The sequence below is a fragment of the Mycobacterium lentiflavum genome, from assembly GCF_022374895.2.
GTDB lineage: Bacteria > Actinomycetota > Actinomycetes > Mycobacteriales > Mycobacteriaceae > Mycobacterium > Mycobacterium lentiflavum.
This window is the reverse complement of the sequence record NZ_CP092424.2, coordinates 57,220-84,044: the sequence shown is the minus strand read 5'-3', so window position 1 is coordinate 84,044 and position 26,825 is coordinate 57,220. Positions and strand designations below refer to the sequence as shown.

Sequence of the window (26,825 nt, the reverse complement as noted above, 5' to 3'; positions counted from 1 at the left end):
GCTAACGGGCCATCTACCGTGCTGCGCGACCCGATCGTGCGAAGCAGCTGCTGCGTGTCACCCAGGCCGCGTTGCGGTAACGACTCGAAGACCGTTTCCAGCTTCTGATCTGCCCACGCGATGGTTGCCTCGGTTCCCACCGCTCGTATCGCTCGCGGGCGAGATCGGACCGTACGGACAAGGCGGGCCGGCGAGCGCAGTCGTGCGTCAACTGTGGCCTCAAGTGACCTCGTGCTGGGTAGGCTGCCTGCTCGGAGGGCCTATGTATATCGAGCGGCTGCAGCTTAGTAATTTTCGCTGCTTCGGTCCCGCGGGTGCAGCGGTCAATTTGGATCCGCGACTGACTGCTCTCATTGGCGGAAATGGCGCGGGCAAGACCGCGGTATGCGAAGCGCTTCTTCGGATGTTCGGCACTCAAGAGCAGCGCCGCGTGCAACTCGATGATTTTCATGTATCCAGTGCAGAAACGGAGCCGCCCTCGGCCCGATCGCTTCAGGTGGAAGTGATACTGGCTTTTCCCGAGCTGGAGAACGTCGACGAAGACGACCCGGAATCTCTAGCTGCAGCCGATAGCGTGCCAGAGTTCTTTCAGCAGATGGCGGCAACAGAAGATGGCCACCTTAAGTGCCGATTTGTGCTTAGGGCGACCTGGATCGATGACGGGTCAGTTGATGGAAATATCGGAGAAGAGCGCCGTGTCGTCCACACGTTCGACGAGGACTACGGCGATCGTTGGTCATCGTTTCGTGAGGTCGACCGAAATCGCATTCAGATGCTCTACCTTCCCGCAGCGCGCGACGGCGCTCGCCAGTTGGCTGCGTTTATGCGCGGACGCCTGTGGCGAGCTAGCCGTTGGTCAAGCGACCTCAGCGAGCACCTCGCAGGTGCCGCCGATGACTTACTTGAGAAGTTTCAGTCCGAAAGTGTGGTGACCGCGATTTCACAAGCCCTCAGCAAGCGGTGGCAACAATTGCACCACGCCGATACCGAGGCTCGGCCATCGTTCGAGCCGCTTCAGAGAAACGTCGGCGAACTATTTCGCAACGTTGCGCTGCTATTTGAGCCGTCACCGACCGGGCGGAAGCGGGCTGCCACAGCATTGAGTGACGGTCAACGTTCCCTCCTCCACCTCGCGCTGTCCGCGGCCACGCTGGATCTCGAGAGCGACTTTGTTGCCGGGAAGCTATCGGACCAGTTCGAGCTCTCGCTATCGAGCTTGCCGGCTTTGACACTCTTGGCTCTCGAAGAGCCCGAGAATCACCTCTCGCCATTTTTCTTGTCGCGGGTAGTTGCCCAGCTGACCGAGCTTGCGGAACAGACGCCGACTCAATCGATTTTGGCGAGCCATTCGGCGAGCGCGTTGGCGCGGGTCGAGCCGGACCAAGTGCGTCACATCTGTCATGACCGCGTGACCGCAACGAGTTCCATTACCCCAATTGAGTTGCCTGCCGACGTCACTGAAGCCAGCAAGTACATCCGCGAGGCGGTGCGCGCGCACCCCGAACTCTACTTCTCGCGCTATGTTGTGTTGTGCGAGGGTGACTCCGAGGAACTGGTTATCCCGCTCCTTGCGCAAGCCAGGGGCGTGCCGATTGACCGTTCGTTCGTCGCAGTCGTTCCGCTGGGCGGACGTCATACCAACTACTTTTGGCAGCTCTTGTCCAGCCTCAACGTGCCGTATGCCACGCTCCTCGATCTGGACTGGGGACGCGATGGCGGTGGTGTCGGAAGGATCAAGACCGTATGCCAAGAGCTCCTCAAGCTAGGCGAGGATCCTTTCGCTGACATACAAGGCTACGCACAGATCGAAGATCTTGAAGCTGATCTCGACTACAACGAACTCATCGCGTGGACAGAGCACCTGCGCCGCTTCAACGTCTTCTTCTCCGAACCGCTCGACCTGGATATGTCCCTGCTTGAGACGTATTTCGATTATTACTCGGCAGATTTGGACGAGGGGGCGAAGGGGCCAGACTTCGATTCCGATCCTACGCCCGCGGTGTTAGGACGTGCCGATCCCGTTATCGACTACTGGAAAGCGCCGGAGCGCAAGCAGTATCTCTCGTGGTATCGGTACCTCTTTGCCAACAAGTCTAAGCCAGCAAGTCATCTCAGAGCTCTGACCACAGTTCCAACGGACAAGCTTGCCCAGCCGCCTACCGTACTGGCCGACCTTATCGACACAATCGAAAAGGAAGTAGGGCTAGGATGAGCTTAGTAGCACCAGATAGCTGGCGCCCCAGCGGGATTGATGATCTTGAGCCCGCGGCGTGGCAAGCTCTAAGGGACGACAGATCAACATGCGTGACGGCTGGACCAGGCGCCGGCAAAAGCGAGTTCCTTGCTCAGCGAGCAAGTTACCTGTTACTAACCGGTCTATGTCCAGCGCCGCGGCGCATACTCGCCATATCATTCAAACGCGACGCAGCCTCCAACCTCGAACGTAGAGTAGGACTTAGGGCGCCTGAACATGCCCACCGCTTTACGTCGATGACGTTTGACGCGTTTACAAAGCACATCGTGGACCGGTTCGGCACCCTGCTGCCCGGACGCTGGAAAATGGCTGGTGACTACAAGATCCAGTTCAGTAGCGATAGGCAAGTCGAAGATGTGTTGACGGAAGCATCGGCCAACGCTCCCGCAGGACTGAAAACGGCAATCGACGCCATTCCGCGCGGCACCTTCATGACGTCGATCCTGGGCACATACGCTCTCCCGATTAAGCCGGTCAGCCCGCCCAAAGCAGTCGACTACGCCGTCGAAGAGTGGTGGCGCAGAAGCTATCTGGAGCTGCCAACCCCCGTCGTGGAGTTTGTCATGTTGAATCGATTGGCAGAGTTGATTATACGGACCAGCCCACAGCTACAACGGGCGATTAACCTCACATACCCATATGTATTCGTGGACGAATTTCAGGACACAACTTTCGCGCAATACACCTTCCTAAGGTCACTATTTCGCCGAACTGCCACCGTCACGGCCGTGGGTGACCGCAAGCAACGCATCATGGGTTGGGCTGGCGCGCTGACTGACGCCTTCTCAGAGTTTCAGCGTGACTTTGCGGCCGCTCCCTACGCCTTGCGGTGGAACTTCCGCTCGACGGAGGCGCTCGTTAATCTTCAGCACCGGTTCGCTCGACTCCTGGATTCAAACGCGACTACTGCAGCAGCGCAAGCGATCTCGGACATAGACGGCGAAGCTGCAACGATGTGGTCGTTCGGTACTGCACGGTTAGAGGCCCGCACGATAGCCGCTTACATTGCCGCCGATACTGAATCGACGGGCCGATCACCCGCAGACTACGCACTCATCGCGCGTCAAAGAGTGGCTGATTTCGAGCCCGAGTTCCGTGACGCTCTAAGCGAGTACGACATCGTGGTCCGAAATGATGACGCCTCAGTCGGAAAGATGAAGCTTCAGGACCTACTGAAGGACAACTTGGCTCAGCTACTACTCGGAGTTCTCAAGCTCGCCGCGACTTCGCGCGGTGAAGAGGGTAGCCCCCAGGCTTGGGCCGGAGTCTCCTCCTCGATAGCCAATCTGCGGAGTGGCGACGACCAGAGCGTTTTCGGCTCGGTCAGGACCGATGATGAACTTGCAGCACGCCTCCGCATTGTGCGTCAGTGGATGCGCGACCATGCATGCAACCAAGACGCAGTGGACGCGGTAGTCGACCTGGTAACAGAAATGATTTCTGTCATCACCGACGGTCGGATTTACAACCTCGCCGACACAGCGGACGATTTTCAGGTCCGACAAGATGCTTTTCGCATGCGGCTTAAGACAGCATGTGCCGACGCTGGTTCCTGGCGTGCTGCTGTGACCGCTTATGAAGCACGAGATGCAGTTCCACTCTTAACAATTCATCGAAGCAAAGGACTCGAATACCACACTGTATTTTTCTTGGGTTTAGATGATGACCAGTGGTGGGCGCACCAACGAGATCTCGAAGCGTCCATCGCCACATTCTTCGTAGGGCTATCGCGTGCTGCGCAACGAGTGGTCTTCACTCAGTGCGATACACGCGGTGGCCGACGCAACATCGCCGACCTCTACGAAATACTTGATCAGGCGGGTGTTCCGGTGACCAGATTCGGCTAGACGGCCCGCATCAACCAGTCCGTTCCTTTACATGCTCAACCATCAAGTGCGACTGAGGAATTGGCTATCTCACCGTCAGACAGCCGACATAAAATTATGAGTTGTACGACTAGGGCAGCCGGGAAGGAGGGGAATGAAAATCGAGTTTATCGCGGCGGCGATGATGGCTACGACGATTTGGTGTGTGCCGGTGTCGAATGCCATTACCGCCGAGGAGGCGTGCAGGACTACGTACAATTGGCCCATCCCGATGCCAGCATTGACAGGCTGGTCAATGGAGTACACCATGACGGACTCGACTACCTCGTGCTTCACCAACATCTCGGCCATTGCGCCTGATGGTCACGACGTCATGAACGACACCATCAAAGCCCCTATCCCGTTCGGGTGGTGGAAGATCGCGACTCAGTCACCACCGGCAGGGACGAAGGTCCAGATGGACCAGCAGATCAAGTTGACCGTCGTGGAAGACCAGAACGCGCCCGGGCAATGATCAACGGACCGGAATCAAGACGAAGCCGTCCACAGCAAGTGTTGAATTTCAAAAGCGACCAGGTCACCGAAGGCCACCGAACCTATCCGGCAGCATATTGAACGTGGGTTGCGGCCGGGTGCGTGCCGTGGCAACCGGACCTCGTATCACCAAACACTGCGCGTTCCTGCGGTCGATTCGTTGAGACAACTTGACGTCCGTACATAATGCCGGCAGAACGTCGTCCCGCCACCCTATGTTGGACACGATCCGCCACCGCTATGGACTGGTCACCGTCCGCTGCAGCCCCCGTTGGATACCGGCGGCCCAACAGGTTTCTACCCGCTCGGCGGTAAGACGTGGGCCGACGACAATGCACCACCGTTCGCGCATGTCGAGGAGCAGTACCGAGTCCGTATCAATGGTGCGGACTACACGCCCTATACACGTGTGGTCGACGGGCATCAAGAGCAATGGGTCCAATACACCTATGAGGCTCAACGGTTTACGCAAATCCCGATTGGCGGATCGATTTGGGCGCCACAGGGCCCGAACGAAATTACGGGAGAACTCGGCGGCATCAAGACCGGTGGGCTCGCTGGGATTAACCCTCCACCGAGTATTGGTCCGTGGCGCCCGATCACGCTTCCACAGATCGCCTCACTATCAGCTGCTAATCCCACGGTGCAGTACTACATCCCCGACGGCTGCGGCGGTCAATTCACGTTCACCAACGGCACCGCCACCGGCGGGCACTCAGGGCTCCCACCCATAATCCCAAGCATCATTAGAGGATAAGCCGCGGGCCAGATGAAGCTGGCGGTACGCGAATCGGCTGCAGAGGTTGCTGGGTCGGCTGGGCGCCACTCGTTGGCGATGACAACGACGTCCGGCCGCCGCACCGATAAATGCCGCGCCGGAGGATAACGTGGCACCGACCGCAAACCCCGGATCGCCCCAAAGGAGATATGCGTGGTCACTGACTTCCGCGCACAAGAGTTGGAACAACTGGTCGCGGTGTGCAAACAGGACCTCGGGTCCTCAGCAGACTGGATCGCACCGCCAGGATACCCAAACAGCTTGGCGCTGTGCATCATTGACGCAGTGTTCTCCATCAACGCAACTTACGGCGGCGTCGCGAACGTCATCACCCAATATCGACGCCACCGTGCCGAACAGAACGGCGACGCTGATACCGATGGTGTGATCGAACTACTGGGAACCTTTGAGTGGTCCAACGGCCCCTAGGGCTGGGCGGATAAGGTCGAAAATCATTGGCGCACTTCAACACGAAGCGGCATCCTCAAGTCCGAGGCGGTCCGTCAAGAAGCCCACGTGCTTGCCAACCACCGCGTGTGGCACGTCGCCGATCTACATGCCGCTGCCGTCGAGAATCGTCTGGACCTCCTCGCGCGCGACTGGCTGGCCGTGACCGGGCAGGGCTCGGGTATCTCTGGAGTTACGTCTCCATTCTCGCCCGCCCGCATCAGCACCTCGGCGCGTCCGCAGAGCTCGCTGACCGCTACTCGGACGTGGTTGTCGGGGTAAAACCCGATCGGATGGTCAAACGCTTCGTCGCACGTGCTATCGGCGTGCACGAACACCAGCTGGCCAACCGCAAGGCAGGAAGCCTCGTCAAGGCGGCGGCCGAGGCGATCGGCTGCGATGTGTACGGGCTCGACCACGCAATCTGGCGGCACACCTCTGGACGGCCCCATCAGCAGGAATGACTTCCTTCGCCCAATATGCCCTGCGTGGTAGACGCAAATATATCCGCCACATATAGTCCGGCCCATGACGTGGGATCGCGTGCGGCAGAGGACCTCCTGGTACAACATGCGCCTGTCGGTAGACTACGTAAGCGATCGTCTAGACGCCACACCCCAATCGATTCGGCAAGACGTCGCCGCAGGCGGTGCAGAAGGCTTTCCAGCCCCAGATCTGGAACTTGATCGCAAGAACTACTGGCGACCTGCCACCCTCTACGACTTCATCGACGCCTCGCGTCCTCACTTTCGGACACGGATACCACGGCTCTATCCGCTGCCGTCATCGTTTCGTCACGCGCCGGCCGCGTTCCTCGGGGCCGAGCCCTTCGAAGTAGGAAAAGGTACCTGGTGCAACCAGGGCGTCTTGCACTTCTGGCAACCCGCCGACGACCGTGGTCGTGTCATCGTCGCCTACCCAGACCAGACCTGGAGCGTCGATGTCGCCCGCGACCTCGCTGCGTTAATCGCAGGCCAGCACACGGACGTCTCCACGGTCGTCGTGGTCACCGACAGCGAAAGCCGCACACCCGACCCCGAACACCCCGACCGAAACGACCCACGGAGCCATCGAGGCATCGGGGTCTGGGACAGCCTCGGACAATCTGGCGACGGCCCGGAGAGCGTTGGGCGAGAATACTTCTCGTGGTCGGATCTCGCCTACCTTCTGCGCACCGACGTGCCGTACTGGCCGTCCGGGCTCCTCGACATGGACGCCATGGCCGCCTGGCGGCCCGGCGAGGTCCGAAAAATCGCCCCCCGCTACCAGACGCAGTACCAGATCAAGAATTTTTCCGCAGCCCTCGTCGATGCCTGTAAAGACGATTCCGTTCTGCTGCGGCTCCTCGGCCGCGCGTGCCGCATCATCAATTACGCGACCGCTCAAAACCTGCAGCTGACTCCACTGTCTGTGACCACCATGACCAGTGAAACCGGCCTGTTGGTGGCCGGCGTGCCCGATATCGACCCAGTCGCCCCCGACCCGCTAACCGACGAGGAGCGCGCCGAACTCCTACATCTGCCCGCCAACCCTCGCTACGCAGAATCGGCACTGTTTATCGGATCGCTCGGCGATGGATCCTGGGGGTACTGGGGGCTGTGGCAGCCCATCTTGGGTTGCGTGACCACCATCGATCGCAACCAACTCGGGCCCCTAGCCCAACGATGGCATGAGCGCCTCCGTCCGCTGACCGCCCTGCGGCGAACCGACGAACTCGGCTTCACCTCGATCTACTCGACAATCGATCAAGGCCCCGATAGATACAGCCCTCGCCAGTGCTTGCACGACCCCCTGCAGCCCGATTCCTGGATCGTCGAAACCCCGACAAGGATCTATGCGACTACTGGTTCCCAACTTCGGCACGCAACCGGACGGCTGAAAAGCATCGAAATCGGTGTGACACCAGGTCAATTCAAGGACAGCTACCCGGCTTTCGTTGCGGACGAAAACAGCACATCGTGGATCATGCCCACGCCCCATGGCAAGGCTGAACCTTACCCGCTGGGATACGACGGATCGGGCGCGAGAGGCATGGCCATCGCGGTCCGAGAGCTCTGCGCCGACATCAACACACTCCTTTCCGGTAACGACCAATTCGCCTTCACCGACGACTGGGAAGAACCCTGCCCACTGCGCGACACGTTCATCGACCTGAATGCTCCACTAACGCTGCACCGCAACGATATCGACCGCTTACTGAACCTAGTGCCCTAGAACTCGACCACAACTTAGAAGTAGGCCGTGCTGACCGCGGGCTCCTCGTCTCCGACATGCCACCGGTGTAGCACATGTGCTACAGTAGATTGTGTGGAAGTAGTTGGCTTGCGTGAGCTGCGGCAGAACGCGTCCGAACTCGTCCGCCGGGCCGAGGAGGGCGAGGAGATCACGATCACCGTGGCGGGTCGCCCGGGGGCCCGGCTCGTTCCTGCGGCGCCTCGTACCTGGCGGCGGTGGACGGACGTGGCCGACCTGTTCGCTGGGCCACCTGATCCCGCCTGGAACGCCGACCGTGAGGCCATCGACCACGAGATACATGATCCGTGGGCCAAGCAATGAGGGCGATCCTCGACACCAGCGTGGTGATCGCGTCCGATGTCGAACCCCTGGTCGGAGAGTTGGCTGTTAGCGCAATCACGTTGGCAGAACTGCACTTCGGGGTCCTGGTCGCCAAAGATCAGCAGGTGCGGGCCGAGAGGCTGCGGCGGTTGCTGGTCGTTGAGCGTAAGTTCGACGCGCTGCCCGTGGATGACGCCGTGGCGGCGAGCTACGGCCAAATCGCTGCGGCTGTGGTGGATTCGGGGCGCCAGCCGCGGGCCCGGTCGATGGACTTGCTGATCGCGGCCACCGCTCATGCTCACGCTGCGCGCCTTTATACCCGCAACGCCGCTGACTTTGGCGGGTTGGGCCAACTGGTCGACGTCGTGGCGGTCTGAGCGCGGCTAGCCTGTGCCATACTGAGCGGAGTTTGGCAACGCCAGCGCGAGGGCGTCGTACTTGCGTCGACTGTTATCCATACCACCGTTGTCGTCGCTTACAGTTCGGTTTGTGGCGTTCAGTGGTGTGACCTTGAGTGTGCACTACACCTGGCGTCTGTCCGAGCCGATTCGCGAGCAATTGCGTCTCGCGCATGAGCTGCGCGAAGAGCTGGTGGTTATTCGGTTGGCCTACGAAGCCGATCTTCAAGCAATCTGGTCTAGTTTTCCCGCAGTGGCCGCGGCCGAAGAGCGCATCGCTCACGCCCAGGCGGCGTGGACCGCGGCGTTGGAAAGCGCGAAAGCCTCACGGGGGCAGTCGGAACGCGGTGTCCGGCGCAGTCCCGCCGAAACTTCAGCGATGTCGGCACTTCGTGAGGCACGCCAGCAGCGCCGCGCAGCGATCACCGAGGTTCGCGCCCAAGCCGCAGGCCCGCGCGCGGTGCGAACTGCGGCGTTCAACGCCGCGCAACGAGCCCTCTACCGACCCTACGTCCAAGAGCGGGGGCTGTTCTGGTGCACCTTTAACGATGTGGTGGCCCAACACGCCGGTGCGGTGAAACGCCTTCGTCAGCAACGCATCACCCGCCCCGACGCCACACTACGCCACCACCCCTTTGACGGCTCGGGAACGATTGCGGTTCAACTGATTCGCCGCCGCGACGATCCACCACGGTCCCCAGCGGTAGTCGCAGCCTTGGATGGCAAGTACCACAACTACTTTCAGCTTCCGTGGATCGATCCCGAGGTGTGGAACCAGATGTCCGCGAGCCAACAACGGCGTGCCGGGCGAGTCGTCGCCCGGTTCCGTTACGGCCGCAGCGCGGACGGGCCGATGCTGCTGGTGGAGCTGCCCGTCCAGCAGCATCGCCAACTGCCCGCTGACGCCGACATCACAGGTGCGCGACTGACCATCCGCCACACGCCGGCCGGGCCGCGCGCCACTCTCAATGTCTCAGCCACTGTGCCCGATCCCGACCCCCGGCGCACCGGCCCGGCGGTGGCAGTGCATCTGGGTTGGCGCCGCGGCGCCGACGGGATCATCGCGGCCACGTGGAGATCGACTCGGGCACTGAATATTCCAGAGGAATTTTGCGCCGTCGTAGTCGCCGAGACCACGCGTACCGGGCGGCTGATCGTGCCCGCGACACTCATCGATGGGTTCGCCCGTGCGGATCAAATCCGGGCCCAGCGCGGGCAAGCTACTCGCGCACTGCAGCTATCCCTTGTGACCTGGCTGGCCGAACACGGGCCGATCGACGATCCGCGCACGCCCGGCGGTGTCCTCGATGCCGCGACCGTCGAACATTGGCGCGGCGTAGCGAAATTCCACGCATTGGCTCGCGCTTGGGAAATCGCCCCGCCGGCGGATGCCAAGTCGATCGCGGCTCTACTTCTACGCTGGCAGCGCCGCGATCTCAAACTGCGGCGCGGCCCGGACCTCGGCCAGAGGCGTCATGCCATCGCTGCCCGCGACGATCTCTATCGCCGGTTCGCCGCCATGCTCGCCAGCCAGGCCAAAACCCTTGTGCTGGATGATTTGTTGCTGCCTGAACTCACCGCCGCATCCGTCCCGCGACCACGTGCTGCTCACAAAGGCATCGCGGCCGCGCGAAGCGTGGTGGCACCCGGACGGCTACGTACGCTCGTGACCACCGCGGCGTTGCGCGAGGGCTGCGCCGTCAGGGAGGTCGGTCGCTTTGGGCTCTCCCGCATCCACGGGGACGGCTGCGGCTACGAGAACCCCGCTGATGCGCGGTACCAGGCCGCGACGGTGCACTGTGATGGCTGCGGGCAGGACTACGACCAAGATCATGCGGCCACTGCGTTGATGCTGCGCCGGGCCGGCGCTATCCGTCATGGAGCGAGGGCTTCGACCAGCATCGTCGGCCCGTAGTGGCGGACTCGTCCGGGTATAAGCCCGACGTCGCGCATCAGGGCGTGAACTTGCTGCGGCGAGCGTTCCCGTCCGCCTTGGCAGGAAACAAGCATCAGCAGATCGCTCATCGCTGACACGGTGTTCAGCTGGCCTGATCCGTGGTGCATATCGATCGTGACCAACCTCGAACCTGGCGGCATGGTGGCGCGGACGCGCTTGAGGATTTCGCGACAGGCATCATCGTCCCAGTCGTGCAGGATCCATTTCATCGTGTAGACGTCAGCGTGGGCGTCGAGCTGACCGAAGAGGTCGCCGGCGCGGCGCTCGATCCGGTCGGTCAATCCTCGCTCGCGCAGGAATGCGTCTGCGTGTTCGATGACCTCGGCTGAGTCGAGCAAGATGCCGCGAGCGTCAGGCCGATGATCGAGGATAGCTGCAAGCATGTGCCCGACCCCGCCGCCGATGTCGCAGATGGTTCCGCGTCTTGGCCATGGATACGTCCGCACTATTCCGGCGAGGTCGAACTCGGACAGCTGGCGCATTGCGTCGGCGAATGTGGCTCTCATATCGGGGCGATCGTCTAAGTAATCCCACAGCGACTTGCCGAATGCCTTTTGATATCCAGAGGTTTGGGCTCCCTCGCGCAGCTGGTCGTCGAGGTGAGCATATGCGGCTGCGGTGTCAGGGTGCGCGAAGTAGGTAGCCCAGGAGGCGATCGATTTGGGGTGTTCTCGGCGCAGCGGGGCGCCGAGACTCGTCAGGCGCACACGTCCCTGACGGTTCAGTTGCATCAGCCGCGAGCCGATCGCGGCGTTGATGATTCTGACCGTTACGCCAGGGTCCAGGTCCAGTTGGTGTGCGAGGTCGACGGGATCACGCGAATCCTTGCCGAGGGCATCGGCGAGCCCGGAGGAGACCAGCACGCCCGCGATCTTCAGTTTGTGCAGCCCCATCGTCACGTCGAAGAACAGCGCGAATTCTTCGGGCACCGCGGCATCAGCGAGATCGAAGACACGGCGTCGAGCACCGAGGGCGGCGCGCGCGACCCAAAGCGGTAAGGGCAAGGCGGGCAGGCGCATCGAGATACCTAACCGAGCTTGCCACGATGGTCAGAGAGAACTGTGCTAGTGCCGATCAGCGCTTCCAGCTGGTAAGTCGCGTCGAAGAAACGAGTGCGCGCCTCGGCTGTCGGAATCGGACAGGTGTGATGCTGGCCGCCGATGCGGTAACGGAAAGCCGCGAAGCGCTCATAAGGCCAATCGCGCACCGCCGGCGGAATCACGTATGCCGCCAGCGCCAATTTCCACCACCCTGCGAGGTAGGCAGCGACCTGCAGCAGCGCTGCAGACCGGATATCCACCGTCTCGTCAGGCTGTCCCGCGTTGCGGACGCAGACGGCGGAATCCACGCCCTCCAGCTGATGGTGGCGGGACCTGATGTCGCGAGCGAAGTCACTGTCCAGAGAGGAGAATCGCAGCGTTCCATGACGGTCGAACCGAAGAAGGGTGCGCACCGCGCTGTTGCAGACCCCGCACACACCGTCGTACAGCAGAACTGGCGCATTCGGCAGGCTCTGTACCGCACTCACGTGAACCTCCCCCCGAGGAAGCGATATCGCCTACTCCATCATTGCAAATCGCGCCGCAGCAGCGACATTCGACCTAGGTCGCTGTGGCGTCGGCGTTCGGCCCGTTGGCGCGGCGTTAGTCGGCGGTACTGGGCTGGCGCTTCTCAATGTGCCAGGGTCAATTCGTGGAAACGCCCCGCCGGCTAGAGCCGGTTCGAACCGTGACTCGCCGGCTGTATTTGGCTTCCGGGAACCGGTGTGCATATCCAGGGTGCGCGCAAGTCTTGATGACCGCCGACGGCGTGATGGTCGGTGAGATCGCACATATTGAAGGAGCGTTGCCCACGTCGGCCCGGTTCAACCCCGATATGACGAATGAGCAACGTCGCGGCTACGACAACTTGCTTCTAATGTGCGGGACCGACCATACGGTCATCGATAACGATGCCGAGGCCTGGACTGTGGCCAGGTTGCGGGCGCTGAAACGAGCGCATGAGGCCAACGCAACGGCAGTCGGACAGAGCCCCCGCGACATCAAGGCGTCAGCGCGAGTCCTGCCTATCGACGCGATGGTAGCCGATAGTCCGCCCTTCGTAGGCCGTGAGCTCCAACTGCAAGACGTGGCCGCCAACCTAAACGCGGCTGGCGATCCACGGCGAAGCCTTGTTGCTGTCAGTGGCCCGCCTGGCGTCGGGAAGACCACACTGCTCAGGCAAGCGGTGGCCGCCGCTCAAGCCGCCGACTTATTCCAATATGTGCTTTTCGTCGACATGCGGGGTTATGAAGAAGATCCTGCAAATAGAGTGCATGCCGATGCGGTGTTTCATCCCCTACTTAGCAGCTTCGGCCTCGATGACGATGACATTCCACAAGATCCGGCCGACCAGGCACGAAAGTATCAGGAAGTGATGAATCAATTTGCCGCTGAAGGCAAGTCCGTATTGCTGTGGTTGGACAACGTCAGTGAACGAGATCAGTTTGATTCCTTGCGACCCGCCAACCCTGTGCACAAGGTGACGATAACGACGAGGGAGACGTTTGGCCACATACCTAGCCGGCAAGTCGTCGAGGTCAAACGGATGCCTCTCGATGAGGCGGTCACGGTGATCACGACGTCTGCTCGGGACCGCAATCCAGACGACCACCGATTCGATAGCGTCGACCAGGTCGAGCGATTAGCCGTCCTGTGTGATCGTCTACCTCTCGCGCTTCAAATAGTTGCGGCGCTGCTCGCCGACGAGCCCGACCGACCGATCGAAGAGCTCGTGGTTGAACTCGCACGCGAGGAGGATCGCCTCGGCGGCCTGCACTACAGCGGCGATCTGTCCGTCAGGGCAGCTCTGGCTCTGTCCTACAACCGGTTACCAGAGGAACTGCGACGGCTATTTCGGCTGTTGTCGGTCGTTCCCGGTGGAGATGTTGGTTTGGACGCCGCAGCCATATTGATCCGAGCGTCGTCGGGTCCGGCGGCGCGGCAGCAGCTCATGGCCCTGGTCCGCAGCCACCTAGTTGAGCAGCATGTTCCCAACCGATGGAGTATGCACGACTTGGTCCGGCTGTATTCCACCGAGGAGTGTGCATCCCAGGCCGGCGATGCCGAAACGGCGTTCCAGCGACTCGTCGGCCGGTACTACGTAGCACTGGCAGGCTCGGCCGAGTGGCTCACCGCGGTAGTTTCCGACAAGTCGAAAATCCTTTTCCCATCCGCCGAGGATGCGGCCGCGTGGTTCCAGGCAGAACGTGCAACGGCGACTTCGATCCTGACGAGGATCGTTGCGCGTGAAGATTTCCGCGCGTACGCGATCGGCATGGGAGTTGTGCTCGGTGAATTGCTCAGGCAGCAAAAACATTGGGTTCAAGAGTTCCACGATGTTGCAGCGCTCACTGCCTCACTTGCTCCGAAGGTGCGAGAGCAAAACCCGTGGATTGCGTCGTGTGCGCTGAACAACTATGGCAGCGCATTACGCATGCTGGGAGACTTTGATGGCGCGGTCCGCGTCTACGAGCAAGCAATCGAAATTAATCAGGCGCGTGGAGACGTCGCTGCCCTAAGTTTGTCCCGATGCAACATCGCCAACGTTTACTTCGACCAAGGACGTGTCGACGATGCGTTCGAAGTCTATTGGCAGGACGTGCGAATCTCCCGGGAATCGGAGCCTCCTCATCTCTCCAACGAGGCTGGCACCCTCAACAACATCGGTGCGGCCCTCGCGAAGCGCGAGCGGTTCGAGGAGGCTGTCGCGCCTCTTCGTCAGTCGCTGACGATCCGGCGCAGACTCGACGACCAGCCTGGCATCGCGGACACGTCGCTCAATCTCGGCGCTGCCCTGTCGCGGCTAGCGCTTCTTAAAAATGGGCAAACGCGCTTCGTGCTCCTTGAGGAGGCTTGCGCCCTACTCGAAGTGGCATTCAAGATCTTTGGAGCACGCGGTAATCAATCAGGTCAGGCAGAAGTAGCGAACAACCTGGGGCAGTCGCAATGTCTCCTCGGACGGTATGCCGAAGGCTTCCGAAACCTTGAAATAGCCATCAACTATTTCGACACATCTGGCCAGCGGGACCTGGCGGCACTGGTCCGGGATGACCTCCACCGATATCAGCGCCAGGCAGGACTCAACTGATCCTGAGCAAGATCTACTACGTTGGCTCTAGCACGCCAACTGCACGATAGTCGGGGCAGCACATCGCACCGGCCAGTGTTGCGTGCCGCATGTGATCTTTCGTCAACTAGTCGCCTGACTCCGCTCGCACGGTGCGGTCAAGTGTTCGCCCAGGACAGGGCGGTCGCGCCGAATTTGGACGGTGACCTATCCCCGCTGTCTATCCCGGCGATCGTGGGTCGCGGCCCGCTGCAATTCCTCCCACTCATTGCCTTCGGCCGAGGCTTTCGCCCCGAGCACGTCCGCACCCCCGACCAGTTCCGTAGAGTCGAGCCTGAGCCCGGCTGAGGGAACCCGATCACGATGGCCGGTCGGAGGGGCTTTTCTGAGCCGTGGCTCCTCGGCGACGTTCAGATCCCCTCCACCAGGATCCCGGAATAGTCGGCGCCGTTGAGTCGCAGAGGAAGGATCTCTGCGTAGGCCTCGCTGTGGTACCAGGCTCTGGCGGCGTCCATTGTCGGGAACTCGAGGATCACGGTACTTCGCAATCTCCAAACAAGGCAAGGATTTTCACCGCGTGCCCGTCGAGAACGGATCCGACTCGGTCGGCGTATTGCTTCAACGATTCGGTGTTGGTGGTCTTTATCCGAGTGAAAATCGCATACGCGCTCAACGGGCCTCCTGAGTTTTTGCAGCAGCGTGAGGTTAAGAAAACGAGTGCCCGGCAAGGTCAAAAGCCTTCTGGCGATGGATCACTCCTTTGAACCGGAGGTCGCGGACGCGTTTCACGGGTTTCGGCGCATTGTTCCGAGTACAGCGAGAAGATGAGCATGTTCAGAACCTATAGTAATTAGTGCTATAGTTGGGTGTGGGCGATCGCGGCCAGCTACTACAGCAAGTCATCCTGGAGACGGGTACGACGCAGACTCAGTTGGCGCGCTTTAGTGGCGTCCATCAGCCCAGTATCAGTCAATTCCTGTCGGGCAAAGTCGATCTGAGCGATGACCAACTTGACCGTCTTCTGTCGTGCATGGGATATCGCGTGGAGGTGTCACGCTCAGCGGTCGCGGTTGAGCTAACCCGCGCCGAGCGCCGGTCGTGGATGTTGCACCGCCAGTTGGCGACTCATCTAACCCGGCTGACCGTCGAGCAGTGGAGTGACACGATCGAAGAAAACCTCCGGCGCTTGCGCCACGGGGTCACTGGACAACCGCACACCGACAACATCGACCGCTGGGCAAAGCTAATCAAGAGCAGGGATGTCAGCGGCTTGCGTCGCGCCCTCACCGGTCTTGGCCGCGAGCACATCGAGATGCGGGAAGTTAGCCCCATGGGCGGGCTGCTATCGGAACAAGAACGTACCGATGTGCTGAAACGGCTAGCCTCGTGAGGCGCGATCAACTCGAGCACGCTATCCGAGCCGCGTGCCAAATCACCGGCAGCACAGAGGTGATCGTGGTCGGCTCCCAGGCGATCCTGGGAACGTACCCCGAGTACGAGCTACCTACTCTGGCGACCCGCTCACTCGAAATCGATATCCTGCCGATCACCGACGACAACAACGTCACCATCGAGCTCGCCGACCTCATCGTGTCGATCGCCGGTGAGCTGTCCCCATTCCAGCAGACACACGGCTTTAGCATCGACGGTGTCGACCTCACAACGTCGGCACTACCTGATGGATGGAGGGCGCGACTTGTCAAGGTGCAGAACGAAAATACCGCACATCCCAGCGGCCAACCTCAGTACATCGGCTGGTGCCTTGATAAGGAAGATCTCTGCGTCGCGAAGCTCTGCGCATTCCGGGAAAAGGACCGCAACTTCGTCGACGCGTTGATTGACGCCCATCTCGTTGAACCTGCGGTGATCGACGATCGACTCGTCACCGTGCCGGCACGGTACAGCTCCAGTGTCGAACGAGCCCGGCCATGGCTTGGCTACCGCATCAACAGGTAGTGCATCGAGAACACGCTTCGGCGAGGTGCCTGTGAGATGGGACCTGCCGGCCCGAGACGACGGGGGAGTGGAGCTGCCTGCGGTTGTCGTCCTACCGTGCCGGTTGAACGAACAGGGTGCGCGCAGGCGGGCGGCAGAGACGGTAGAACGGCTCCCAGCCGACGGACACCCAGAAGTGGTCGGCATCTTCGCTGTACGCGAATAGTCGGCGGCCCGGGTGCCGATCCTCGAGCGCCCGCACTACCCGGGTGCCGACGCCGCGGGCGTGCGCAGCGGATGCCACCTCGACGAACTGGATCTCCAGGCGTTCGTCGCCGAGATTGGGGACGTCTGCGCAATCTGGGTTGATGCCGCCGGGGTCGTCCAACTCGACCCGCGCAACTTCGACGCCATCTTCCAGAAGCTGCACAAACCATGGGTCGTCCACGAAGTAGCGGACGCCGTCCCACCAGTGCTCGTTCTCATAGGTGATCGACGAGTCGAACGGTGGTGTCCACGAGTGTCTGTCCACACCGCCGCGGCGGAGATCAACAAGAGTGAGGCTCACGCCACGTGAGCCTACGGTCCGTTCAGGGCAAGAGTTGAGCCGGTAGTTGCCGCTCCCGAACGCGTCGCTGTCAGATCCCAAAGGGTCCTACAGAAGCCGATTCCGCAGTTCATTGTGCTCTCGATAGGATGCCGGCTCGGAGCCGAAGATCGCCGACAACGAGATGAACCGCTCGCCAGGTTCATCGAGAATCAGCGGGCGACCCGCCACCCGCCAGGTTCAGTGCGACAACCGCCAACTCCACGAACGAATGGCATTTCCTCAGGCCGCATCCAGATACCCGCAAAACCAGGCGAATCTGCTTGCGCGGGGATATGGCGCGAGCATACTCAAATTATTAGCAATATTTGAATCTGAAATACGTTGCGGAACAACGGAAGACCCAAGTAGCTGACACAACGTCGGTTATTGCGATATCTGCTGTGTGGGCGACTCGATGGCCGGAGTAGATCTTCCGGGTGTAAGTTGCTGCCTTTGACGATATGCGCGCCAGTCCCCCGCTGGGGGAGGAGCCGTCAAATGGCACTGGTCGGAGCACCTCACCCTCTGTGTCAATCAGTCGACTACTGACAACTAGGGACTAGCAGCGCGGGGGACAAGCCGGCGGCCGCCGATCTATCGTAGACAACGACTGAGAGTTATCGGCAAATCCGCAAATCGTGAATACCGTTGCAGCACAACGGGTAACGTCGCCGCGCCGGCGATTACCTGACATAAGATAGCTTATCGGCTAATACTCTGGCTATCCACGGGCTATAATACAGGCTATAATAGCGATATGAAGCAGGTACCTCTTTCAGAGGCCAAGGACAAACTGTCGGCACTGGTCGACGAGGCCGACACGACGCACGAGATCATTCAGATCACCCGACACGGTCGCGTCGCCGCGGTGATCATGTCCGCTGACGACTTGGACTCTCTCAACGAGACGCTTCATGCGCTTGGAACCCCCGGTCTCGCCGACGAACTAGCCCAGGCCGACGCTGATTACGCCGCCGGCAACACGGTCAGCGGCAACGACATTCGTCGTCGCTACGGTCTGCAGTGACCGAAAACGACGACGCGTGGTCAGTTCAAGTCTCACCTGCGGCGGCGCGAGCTCTCGAGCGGCTACCGCACAAAGTTGCTGCGGCAATTGCCGAATTCATCACGGTCGCACTGCCCGCCGATCCCCTGCGGATGTCCAAACCACTTCGCTTCCAGTTCGAGGGCTGGCGGGTGGCGCGGCGAGGCGACTATCGGGTGACCTTCCGGATCCTCTCCGACGATAACGTGCTCTATGTCGGACGCATCGAGCACCGTGCGCACGTCTACCGCCGATAACCGTGGTCACGAGCCCACCCCCCTTCCGGCTGCCCGTTCCGTCACTGTGACGAAACGAGGTCACCGAACCCGCACGCGGCAGTCCGGGAGAAGATGGGAGACTGGTCGATCTCCACCCCGAACCGCGACACCGCCAACATCTGCGAGCGGCATTTTGGACACAACAAGGGAGCAGCGCCGGAGCCGGGGTATCACGCGTCAGGATTCTCCTTCCTATCCGGGCACTCGACTGACGCTGCCGTAGCCGCCGGGATCGTCAGATGGCTCGTCGCCGCCCGGCTGGGCCGACGCGGTGCTGGGCGGCCGCTGCTCTTCGCGCTCGTCATCGGCTACGCGGCGGCGGTGGGGGCAAGCCGGGTCTACCTTGGGATACATTGGCCCACTGATGTTTTCGGCGGGTGGGCGTTCGCCGTGGCGTGGCTGGCGTGCACGGTCTGGGTGATGTCGAGCGCCGGCGGCAGACCCCGGGGCCGCCAGGCCGATAGACGTCGAACCGCTGGTGTCATTCCAGCATTAACATCCACTCCCTTGTCCCTAGATTCTCACCGCCCGCCTCCAGCGTCAGCCCCTCTCTGCCAACCTGAGTTGAGGCACCTGCCCCCTGACAATTAGTGACCCGAGGGCGGGGATGGAGAGCTTCCCCGAGATGACGAACAAGGTGACCGCATTGGTCCGAGCGACCGGGATCGAAGATCCTGGTCGGATGAATGACGCTGGGATGGAACGTCCTGACCCTGAGGTGCCCGAGCGTGCCCGGCGCCGGAGGTTCACCGCGAAGTACAAGCTGGAGATGCTGGCCGCTTACGACGCTGCTCCCGAAGGTGAGAAGGGTGCGCTGTTGCGCCGGGAGGGCTTGTATTCCAGCCACATTGTGCAGTGGCGGCAGGCCCGCGACGCTGGCGCGCTGGCTGGCTTGGCCGTTCCGCGCGGACGTAAGCGGCGCGACCCACAGGCCGAGCGGATCACCCGGCTGGAGGCCGAGAAGCGCCAACTGGAGCAGGAGCTGGCCAAGACCCGCTTCGTGGTGGATGTGCAGGCAAAACTGCACGCGCTCTTGGAGACGCTCTCCGAGAGCGCGGAGCCCGAGAACGGGTCGATGAAGTGAGCGACGCAGCGATCGCTGAGCTGGCGCCCAAGATCGGCGTACGCAACGCCTGCGATGTCGTCGGTGTCGCCCAAGCCAGCTACTACCGCCGACACCGGCACAGCCCGCCACCGCAGCGGCCGGCGCCGATCGGCCACAAGGACCGACCGCAGCCTCGCGCGTTGTCTGAGACTGAGCGGGCCGCGATCCTGGCTGAGTTGCACAGCGAGCGCTTCGTCGACACCTCGCCGACCGAGGTGTGGGCCACACTGCTCGACGAAGGCCGCTATCTGGGCTCGATCTCGACCTTCTACCGGCTGCTGCGCCAAGCCGGTGAAAGCAAGGAGCGGCGCCGCCAAGCCGCCCACCCCGCGACGGTGAAGCCGGAATTAGTTGCACGCCAGCCAAATTCAGTCTGGTCATGGGACATCACCAAGCTGCGCGGCCCGGCAAAGTGGACGTACTACTACCTCTACGTGATCTTGGACATCTTCTCCCGCTACGCGGTCGGATGGATGGTCGCGCACCGGGAGTCTGCGGCGCTGGCCGAGGTGTTGATCCGCCAGACATGCGCCAAGCAGGGTATCGGCCGCGACCAGTTGACCATCCACGCCGACCGTGGCTCGTCGATGACCTCCAAGCCGGTGGCGTTCCTGCTCGCCGACCTGGGCGTCACCCAGTCGCACTCACGCCCGCACGTCTCCGACGACAACCCGTTCAGCGAGGCGCAATTCAAGACACTGAAGTATCGGCCCGACTTCCCTGATTGGTTCGACTCGATCGAGGCCGCCCGTCGGCACTGCCAGATCTTCTTCGGCTGGTACAACGATGAACATCGCCATACCGGGCTGGGCTTACACGTTCCCGCCGACGTGCATTACGGCACCGCCGTCATCGTCCGCGAGAAGCGCGCCGGCGTGCTCGACACCGCCTACGCCGCACACCCAGAACGGTTCGTGCGCAAGCCTCCCAAACCACCGAAACTGCCCAACGGTTCGTGGATCAACAAACCAGACGACACCGAGGAGGCCACTCAGTAAATACCCCTCAACGGTGCCTCATTCAGGTTGACAAATTCCGAGCCGACCAACACCGAACAGGACCTGCGCCCCTACAGAGGAATGCGACGAGATCAAATATCGAGGGTGATCAGTAGTAAGTTGGGTATTCACATATTCTGCGAATAGATCACTTGATGATACCGTTTCCATTATGGGACGAGTGTCGTTGGCCCGCAGTGCATTTCAGATTTACACTGCATATCGACAATTGGCGGTCGTCGCTCTTGCGCACTCGCGCAACCATATTCGACTCGGCCGCGCCAGTATCCGGATGTCTGCCCGTTGATTCATCAGACGAATCGGCGATCGGTGTCGTCCTGGCGGTACGGCCCGAGGCGATGCAGTTAGGCGGCCCGGTGTGCATCCGACGAACCATCGGGCGCTGCACAAGGGCGCAAACAGCTCTGACTGCGGGGCCGGAAGCGACAGTCAGATCTTCCCAACGGATGCACGGAGCTCTCCAGCGACTGCCGCCTCAACCTCGACGATGAGCGGGGCAAATCAGCGCGGGCCGGCCAGCCAACGGACAAGATCGGCTGCGGGACCGGTCAATAGGGCGCTGGGGCCGAAATGCCCATTCGTGATCATCAGTCGTGTGGACGATTACCGAGAAGTAGCCAGCGGTTGGCCTGATACCGCGCGAGCGAGACCGTCGGCTCTTGTGAGGTCCTCATGGTTGCCTCCACACCTCAAACAATGTGGAGGAAGCCGCCGCTGGCGCCGACAAGAGGCGAGACTGCCGTTGACGGGCCTCGCGGTTGGGGTGGCTTGGTGTTTTTGCTGACACGACCGCCGCAACAACAAGGTTCGGCCTGCACAGGTCAGGGCTCGGCATCGCAGACGAGTCGGTAGCCGGCGCCGCGCACGGTTTCGATGGTGGTCACCCCGAACGGTATGTCGATCTTGTCCCGCAGATAGCCGATGTAAATCTCGACGACGTTGTAGTCGCCCTCATAGTTGGAATCCCACACCGACCGCAGGATTTCGGACTCGGTGACCACATCGCCCTTGTGGCGCAATAAAAACTCCAGCACCCTGTACTCACGTGGAGTCAAGGTGAGCACCGTCTGGCCGCGGGTCACTCTGCGGTGGGCCGGATCCAGTGACAGCGTTCCCGCGGTCAGCACGGTCGGGCGTTCGGGTCCGCCGGGTCGTAGCAGGGCGCGCAGTCGCACCAGCAGGACCACGAAGGAGAACGGTTTAGCCAGGTAGTCGTCGGCGCCGCTATCGAACGCATCGGCCAGATCGTATTCGCCATCCTTGGCCGACAGCATCAGCACCGGTGTCCACACCTGCCTCGCCCGTAGCTCCCGCAGGACCTGATAGCCGCTGAGACTGGGAAGCGTGATGTCGAGCACCAAAACATCGAACTCACCCGCCGCGGCTGCGGCCAATCCGTCGTGGCCATCGTGTTCGACGTCGACGACGAATCCCTCGGCGACCAGACCGCGACGCAATGTCTCGGCCAGTCTGGTCTCGTCCTCGACGAGCAAGACTCGCACGACACCCCCTCCCCGGCCGGTCGCTTCGATGACCCCCAGTACAGCAGAGTCCGCCGAAGCTGTCGACGGCGTTCTCAGCGTCTCCACAGCACCCGGCGGTCAGGCTGGTCGCATGTCCCACGTCCGAGCCGTCGTGCTGGACTCACTCGGGGATGCGATCGCCGCGCACGCGGGGGCCTCGCTGCGTCGCGCGATCAGAATTCACGGGTGATGTGAGGAACCCAAACAGAGCCACCCCATCAGCGTCGACGAACACGCCGCGAGCGGCAACCACATCCGCGTCCACCCGAGACCAATGCCGCGTGTCAACCATCAGATCGTCCACGGCCGGCAGTCCCGCCGGCGGCCGCACGCGCAGCCTCGTAGCTGTCGCAGACCGAGACGGTGTACTCCCGGCCCGTAGCAGGTATCCCCGAAATTCGTAACGGTCAGTACGTACACCCCGGTGCCCAATTTGGCAGCGGGCTGTCGATGTGGTCGGCGACCACGAGGGTTCGGTGCCAAACTGACAGCACCCAGATGCTGCCATCGGCGCGTTGGTGGGCGCCACCTGGGCGACCAAGATGCGTTCGGAAACGCTGCACAAAACTTTGGCACTGCTGGTATTGATCGCAATTGTGTTGTCAGTCAACCACTTCAGGCATCTCGGATCCCTGCAACTGGATTCTGTAACCCGCACTGTTGCTGGTGTGATTGCCGGGTATGGGATCGGCGTCGTCGCGTCACTGATGGGGGTGGCTGGTGGCGAGTTGCTCATCCCGACGATCGCGTTGCTCTACGCCATAGACATCAAGCCTGCCGGCAGCTTGTCGTTGGCCGTGTCCATACCGACGATGGTGGTGGCTTTCGCCCGCTACAGCCGGGATCAGAGCTCTAGCGTGCTTCGGTTCAATGCTCGGTTCGTGGTGGTGATGTCGGTGGGGTCGATCCTGGGCACCATCGTGGGTGGGTTGTTGCTCGGAGCGATCCCCAGCGCGGTCCTGATTCCGTTGCTGGCGTTGCTATTGCTGTTCTCAGCGGTCAAGGTGTGGCGGCACGGCTGGCCGCTGGGCCCGTCCTCAATTCGAGGGTTCCGGCGCAACCCCCTCCGAGTACTGCGGTCATCACGGGATACACCACTACAGATTCATGCTTCTTACTAACTGCGGCGCCTGTGGACGGCCGATGTCACCACCATCAAAGTCACCAAGCCACTGCGTGATCGCATTACCGCCGCGACTGCGCAGCGACACCAAACCTTGCAGAGCTTCGTGGAGCATGTGATGGACGAACACGACCGCAGCCGGCGCCTGGCGGCCTTTGCAACGGCACTGAGCAGCGCCGACGAGGACTCGCTGCGCGGCTGGCGCGATGAAGCCGACAGCTGGTCGGCGCCGGACTCCGATCTTGACGGCGTCCGGTGACCGAGCCGGTCGGGCCCGGATCCGTTGGGTGGGTCAACCTCGATCCCACCGTGGGGCGTGAGCAGGCGGGCGCCCGGCGAGCTGCGGGACCTAAGTCCTATCCAAATAGGCGCCAAGGCTGAGGTTGGTTCCTGATCGGTGTTGGGGTCCAGAGGCAGAAGCCGACAACGATAACTTCCGCTGATTAGCATTTTGTGACCACGCGGGATGTGCCGGGGATCGGGCGCCCTTCATGTCGACTGGCAATACTCCGGCACGGTAGTAGTGTCGTAGCCGCGGGCGCGTCATCTGGAGCAAGCTATGCGAGCTACGTGCGAAAGCCACAATCAGCCGAATAATACGTACGCTCGCCCGCGCCCTTCTCGACGAGGTGTTAAATCCTTCACCTTCAACCGTTTGACGCTTTAGTGTCCTCGAACTGCGACTTGGACGCGTACAGTCTCGCAGTCGCCGCACCGCCGGGCCGTCAACCCGCGATCCGAGAATGACTAGTGTAAACACAGCACGTATTTCCTCGCACTACATAGCCTACCCCCCTATAGTAGTAGCGGTGGACAGTCGCTAAATCCTACGAAATGCATGAACGAGGCGGTGCGCCAGTGTCTTTGGTCATGCCGGCGCGGGAACCTGCTGAGGCCCCTGGACTGCAGTCAAGCGAATGTTCGATCTGCGATGGTCGCGAAAGTGTGTCGGCGGGGCCGGAAAGACACCTCGGGTCTTGCCGCAGAACCGGTCGTCATACCCGCTCCCCCGGCCCGCGGCTGCCGCGGCTCGGGCCATGGTGGCGACCGGCAGTCACGGGGAGCCGCGTTCGAAGCCGGCGCGCTCACGCAGTGCTGATGAGGTGGGCGGACTAGGCAACGTGCTCAGGTATATCGAGCAAGTTATCGGCCAGATTGGAGCGTTGCGATTCAATGTCTGGGTCAAACATTCACCTGCACAGGGTGTGTCGCGGCGCCAGACCGGTGCTGTGACCACCTGGCTGCGCCGCCTGATAGCCGGTGCTGGCGTCGCCGCCGCGCTGGCGGTGGCCGGCGTAGGCGCGGGCGTTGCGTGGGCGCACCCAACTTTGGTGTCGGCTGACCCGGCAAGCCAATCCACTGTGAGTGTCTCGCCCGCGTCGATCACCTTATTTTTCAACGAGGCCGTGACTTGCGCGCCCGACGCGATCACCCTGCTCGACGGCTCGGGACGGCAGGTGCCGGTAGGAGCGGCGCGCAGCGAGCGCGACGGTACTGCAATGACGACAAAGCCCCAGCGGCCTCTTGTGCCGGGCGTCTATACCGTGCGGTGGCGAGTGACCGGCAGCGACGGAGATGAGACCGAAGAGGAATTCAGTTTCGCGGTCGGAGTCACCGGGACCCCGGGTCTGGGCCGGCGCGCGAACACCGGTCCGGACTGGGATACAGGCCTGCTTCGGTGGCTGCTGCTCACCGGGTTAGCCATCGCCGTGGGCAGCCTGGTCGCACAGCGCGCCACCGACGCCGTCCGCCAGGAGCAGCCCGCACTCCCCCGGCTGCCCTCGTGGGTGCCTGCGGGCGTGGCCTTGGCAATGGTGGCGGTGATCGGTCTGTTGATACAGCGCGTTAGCGATGCTGGCGCCTTCGCTGCGGTATGGCAGGGCCGCGCTGGGGCCGTTTTGCTGGTGCAAGGAGCAGGTCTCGTGACCGCGGCCGCTTTTGCCAAATTTGGCCGCTGGGCTCTTGCGCCGCTAGCTATTGTCATTGCGGCGGAGGGCATCCGTTCGCACGCCACCATTAATCACGGGCTCTGGGGAGCGGTACTCGTAAGCGTGCATCTGGCCGCCGTCACGGTGTGGGTGGGTGCGCTGCTACACACCACTCGAGCCGTCCTGGCGTGGCGACACCAAAGGGTAGCGGCGCGCTCGGTGATGACGTGCTACGTCCGAATAGCCCTGTGGTCCTATCTACTTGTCGTCGCCACCGGGATCCTCACGGCGTTAGCCGTCGTCTCACTACCTCAGCTGATATCGACGACCTACGGGCGGGTGTTACTGATCAAATTGACCCTCGTGGCGGCCGCATCGTTGACGGCTCTGGCGGGTCGGCTCATTCACCGTGAAAATATGCGAATCTCGTTGCTAGGCAACATTATACGTGTCGAGACTGGATTGCTGGCCGCAGTGCTCGCCACCAGCGCTCTTTTGATTTCCACGCCGCCCCCCAGCGGCCAAGCACACCTCACAGAGCCGCAGCCCGCGTCGCCACCCCGCCATGAGCCGGTGGTCCCTGTCGCAACTAGCCCGACCGCTGACGCTCCGCGGAAACCGCCCGCCAGCAAGATCGCCCTGCGCGAAACCATTCTGTGGGCCCGGTCTGACGGTTAGGCGAGAAACTTCCCATCGACGTCGATCCGGCGTAACCGGTCCTAGCTAGCGACCGCCGACGTCGAATCGGAGTGGTCGATGCGCAGCGTATGGCACACCTGGTGGGGTAGCTGAGTTCAGGGTGTGACGACCCGATGGCCTGATTTGCGCGTCGGATTAGCGCCCAGTTGGATCCAATGCGCCGCAGAAATGTTCGCTCAAGATGGCGAGTTGTGTCTGTTGTATACCCCCCGGGGGTGATATGATCGCCATCATCATGAGTTCCCGGGGAGCCCGCTCACGGCTGTGGCTGCGCTATGTAAGCGCAGTCGCCGTGCTCTTTTGGGCGGTGAGCCTGGGCGCTGGGTGCCACTTCGTTCATATGACTAGCGCGGCGCCAGCAGTGGCGTCCGGGTCGACGACCCAGGCCGGCCACGAAATGAGCGGCGTCACGGCGTCCCAGGTGTCGAACGCGCACGCATCGACGCCGATCGTCGGCGGATGCCTACGGATGTCACCGACAACGGGCGCAGCTGGGTTTGTCGTCACTGTCGCAATAGCGGCTTTGGCTGGCGTGATGGCAGGGTCAGCGATTCCGCCGACGCGCGGTCCTCCTTTTTTTCGCGCCTTATACGCCATTAGAGGCTGTTCGGGCCGAAGTATTTTGATCCAATTCTGTACCGCTCGTATCTGATAGGTCAGCCCCTCAAGCTGTTGCGCTGAATGCTTCGGCTCGTTGGTGTTGTCCGGATCCGTCGCCGCGCAG

Annotated in this window: 23 protein-coding genes and 3 pseudogenes; 21 read left to right on the top strand and 5 right to left on the bottom strand. The window is 61.7% G+C overall.

Annotation, left to right across the window (positions count from 1 at the left end):
• Positions 1-262: 262 nt before the first annotated feature.
• The 9 genes and pseudogenes from MJO58_RS27865 to MJO58_RS27820 all read left to right on the top strand — a co-directional run bounded on the left by MJO58_RS27865 (position 263) and on the right by MJO58_RS27820 (position 10,708).
• On the top strand, positions 263-2,212 hold the full coding sequence (locus MJO58_RS27865) for an ATP-dependent nuclease (protein ID WP_036474283.1): 1,950 nt from the start codon (positions 263-265) through the stop codon (positions 2,210-2,212).
• Positions 2,209-4,101 (top strand): UvrD-helicase domain-containing protein, encoded by a 1,893-nt coding sequence (locus MJO58_RS27860; protein WP_036474285.1) that lies wholly within the window; start codon positions 2,209-2,211, stop codon positions 4,099-4,101. The genes MJO58_RS27865 and MJO58_RS27860 overlap by 4 nt, the downstream gene beginning before the upstream one ends.
• A 133-nt stretch (positions 4,102-4,234) precedes the next feature.
• A complete protein-coding gene (locus tag MJO58_RS27855; RefSeq protein WP_036474287.1) occupies positions 4,235-4,594 on the top strand; it encodes a PASTA domain-containing protein in 360 nt (119 codons plus the stop codon).
• A gap of 951 nt (positions 4,595-5,545) precedes the next feature.
• A pseudogene (locus tag MJO58_RS29050) lies at positions 5,546-6,121 on the top strand (DUF8548 family protein).
• Between the two features lie 11 nt (positions 6,122-6,132).
• Positions 6,133-6,303 carry a DUF8548 family protein gene (locus MJO58_RS27840; protein WP_175364744.1) on the top strand — a complete coding sequence of 57 codons (171 nt, stop codon included), beginning with the start codon at positions 6,133-6,135 and terminating at the stop codon, positions 6,301-6,303.
• Between the two features lie 64 nt (positions 6,304-6,367).
• On the top strand, positions 6,368-8,053 hold the full coding sequence (locus tag MJO58_RS27835; protein WP_084954112.1) for a hypothetical protein: 1,686 nt from the start codon (positions 6,368-6,370) through the stop codon (positions 8,051-8,053).
• 93 nt (positions 8,054-8,146) lie between these two features.
• Positions 8,147-8,395 carry a type II toxin-antitoxin system Phd/YefM family antitoxin gene (locus tag MJO58_RS27830; RefSeq protein ID WP_061559523.1) on the top strand — a complete coding sequence of 83 codons (249 nt, stop codon included), beginning with the start codon at positions 8,147-8,149 and terminating at the stop codon, positions 8,393-8,395.
• The gene (locus MJO58_RS27825; RefSeq protein ID WP_061559522.1) at positions 8,392-8,772 is read left to right on the top strand and encodes a type II toxin-antitoxin system VapC family toxin; all 381 of its coding nucleotides are present in this window, start codon (positions 8,392-8,394) and stop codon (positions 8,770-8,772) included. Before MJO58_RS27830 ends, MJO58_RS27825 begins: the two co-directional genes overlap by 4 nt.
• Before the next feature lie 112 nt (positions 8,773-8,884).
• Complete coding sequence (locus MJO58_RS27820; protein ID WP_061559521.1) at positions 8,885-10,708, top strand: hypothetical protein; 1,824 nt, start codon at positions 8,885-8,887, stop codon at positions 10,706-10,708.
• Here MJO58_RS27820 and MJO58_RS27815 read toward each other — a convergent pair.
• On the bottom strand, positions 10,669-11,769 hold the full coding sequence (locus MJO58_RS27815; RefSeq protein ID WP_061559520.1) for a methyltransferase: 1,101 nt from the start codon (positions 11,767-11,769) through the stop codon (positions 10,669-10,671). The genes MJO58_RS27820 and MJO58_RS27815 overlap by 40 nt on opposite strands.
• 8 nt (positions 11,770-11,777) lie before the next feature.
• Positions 11,778-12,278 (bottom strand): thiol-disulfide oxidoreductase DCC family protein, encoded by a 501-nt coding sequence (locus tag MJO58_RS27810; protein ID WP_239723507.1) that lies wholly within the window; start codon positions 12,276-12,278, stop codon positions 11,778-11,780.
• Between the two features lie 266 nt (positions 12,279-12,544).
• On the opposite strand from MJO58_RS27810, the gene MJO58_RS27805 reads away from it, so the two are divergent.
• Complete coding sequence (locus MJO58_RS27805) at positions 12,545-14,878, top strand: tetratricopeptide repeat protein (protein WP_061559519.1); 2,334 nt, start codon at positions 12,545-12,547, stop codon at positions 14,876-14,878.
• A 138-nt stretch (positions 14,879-15,016) separates the two neighbouring features.
• Positions 15,017-15,205: pseudogene (locus tag MJO58_RS27800) on the top strand (FAD-dependent oxidoreductase); the annotation flags it as partial.
• Positions 15,206-15,267: 62 nt separating this feature from the next.
• Here MJO58_RS27800 and MJO58_RS27795 read toward each other — a convergent pair.
• Positions 15,268-15,405: a DUF1330 domain-containing protein gene (locus MJO58_RS27795; protein WP_254902502.1), complete on the bottom strand. Its 138-nt coding sequence runs from the start codon at positions 15,403-15,405 to the stop codon at positions 15,268-15,270.
• Between the two features lie 320 nt (positions 15,406-15,725).
• Here MJO58_RS27795 and MJO58_RS27790 point away from each other — a divergent pair, with 320 nt between their 5' ends.
• Both MJO58_RS27790 and MJO58_RS27785 read left to right on the top strand, forming a co-directional pair.
• Positions 15,726-16,247, top strand: a complete 522-nt coding sequence (locus MJO58_RS27790; RefSeq protein ID WP_239723506.1) for a helix-turn-helix domain-containing protein — start codon at positions 15,726-15,728, stop codon at positions 16,245-16,247.
• The gene (locus tag MJO58_RS27785) at positions 16,244-16,813 is read left to right on the top strand and encodes a DUF6036 family nucleotidyltransferase (RefSeq protein ID WP_061559517.1); all 570 of its coding nucleotides are present in this window, start codon (positions 16,244-16,246) and stop codon (positions 16,811-16,813) included. The genes MJO58_RS27790 and MJO58_RS27785 overlap by 4 nt, the downstream gene beginning before the upstream one ends.
• Positions 16,814-16,904: 91 nt before the next feature.
• On the opposite strand, the gene MJO58_RS27780 is transcribed toward MJO58_RS27785, so the two are convergent.
• Entirely contained in the window at positions 16,905-17,360 is a 456-nt protein-coding gene (locus MJO58_RS27780) for a GNAT family N-acetyltransferase (RefSeq protein WP_061559516.1), read from the bottom strand.
• Positions 17,361-18,138: 778 nt separating this feature from the next.
• Between MJO58_RS27780 and MJO58_RS27775 the strand changes: the two genes are divergently transcribed.
• From MJO58_RS27775 to MJO58_RS27760, 4 genes are all read left to right on the top strand, one after another.
• A complete protein-coding gene (locus tag MJO58_RS27775; RefSeq protein WP_061559515.1) occupies positions 18,139-18,408 on the top strand; it encodes a type II toxin-antitoxin system Phd/YefM family antitoxin in 270 nt (89 codons plus the stop codon).
• Positions 18,405-18,683 carry a type II toxin-antitoxin system RelE family toxin gene (locus MJO58_RS27770; protein ID WP_084954129.1) on the top strand — a complete coding sequence of 93 codons (279 nt, stop codon included), beginning with the start codon at positions 18,405-18,407 and terminating at the stop codon, positions 18,681-18,683. The genes MJO58_RS27775 and MJO58_RS27770 overlap by 4 nt, the downstream gene beginning before the upstream one ends.
• Before the next feature lie 93 nt (positions 18,684-18,776).
• Positions 18,777-19,295, top strand: coding sequence for a phosphatase PAP2 family protein (locus MJO58_RS28865; RefSeq protein ID WP_350355928.1), 519 nt, complete (start codon positions 18,777-18,779; stop codon positions 19,293-19,295).
• 91 nt (positions 19,296-19,386) lie between these two features.
• Positions 19,387-20,807, top strand: a protein-coding gene (locus MJO58_RS27760) for an IS3 family transposase (protein WP_434086394.1) whose coding sequence is annotated in 2 segments (ribosomal slippage) — positions 19,387-19,720 and positions 19,720-20,807 — 1,422 coding nt in all. Because the reading frame shifts where the segments join, the coding sequence is not laid out codon by codon here.
• 842 nt (positions 20,808-21,649) lie between these two features.
• On the opposite strand, the gene MJO58_RS27755 is transcribed toward MJO58_RS27760, so the two are convergent.
• Positions 21,650-22,330, bottom strand: coding sequence for a response regulator transcription factor (locus MJO58_RS27755; protein ID WP_061559513.1), 681 nt, complete (start codon positions 22,328-22,330; stop codon positions 21,650-21,652).
• 527 nt (positions 22,331-22,857) lie between these two features.
• On the opposite strand from MJO58_RS27755, the pseudogene MJO58_RS27750 reads away from it, so the two are divergent.
• From MJO58_RS27750 to lpqS, 4 genes and pseudogenes are all read left to right on the top strand, one after another.
• A pseudogene (locus MJO58_RS27750) lies at positions 22,858-23,367 on the top strand (TSUP family transporter); the annotation flags it as partial.
• A 225-nt stretch (positions 23,368-23,592) separates the two neighbouring features.
• A complete protein-coding gene (locus MJO58_RS27745; RefSeq protein ID WP_175364745.1) occupies positions 23,593-23,733 on the top strand; it encodes a hypothetical protein in 141 nt (46 codons plus the stop codon).
• Positions 23,734-24,703: 970 nt separating this feature from the next.
• Complete coding sequence (locus tag MJO58_RS27740; protein WP_239723504.1) at positions 24,704-26,080, top strand: copper resistance CopC/CopD family protein; 1,377 nt, start codon at positions 24,704-24,706, stop codon at positions 26,078-26,080.
• 202 nt (positions 26,081-26,282) lie between these two features.
• Positions 26,283-26,753 (top strand): putative copper homeostasis (lipo)protein LpqS, encoded by a 471-nt coding sequence (gene lpqS / locus MJO58_RS29045; protein WP_491562438.1) that lies wholly within the window; start codon positions 26,283-26,285, stop codon positions 26,751-26,753.
• The last annotated feature ends 72 nt before the right edge of the window (positions 26,754-26,825 follow it).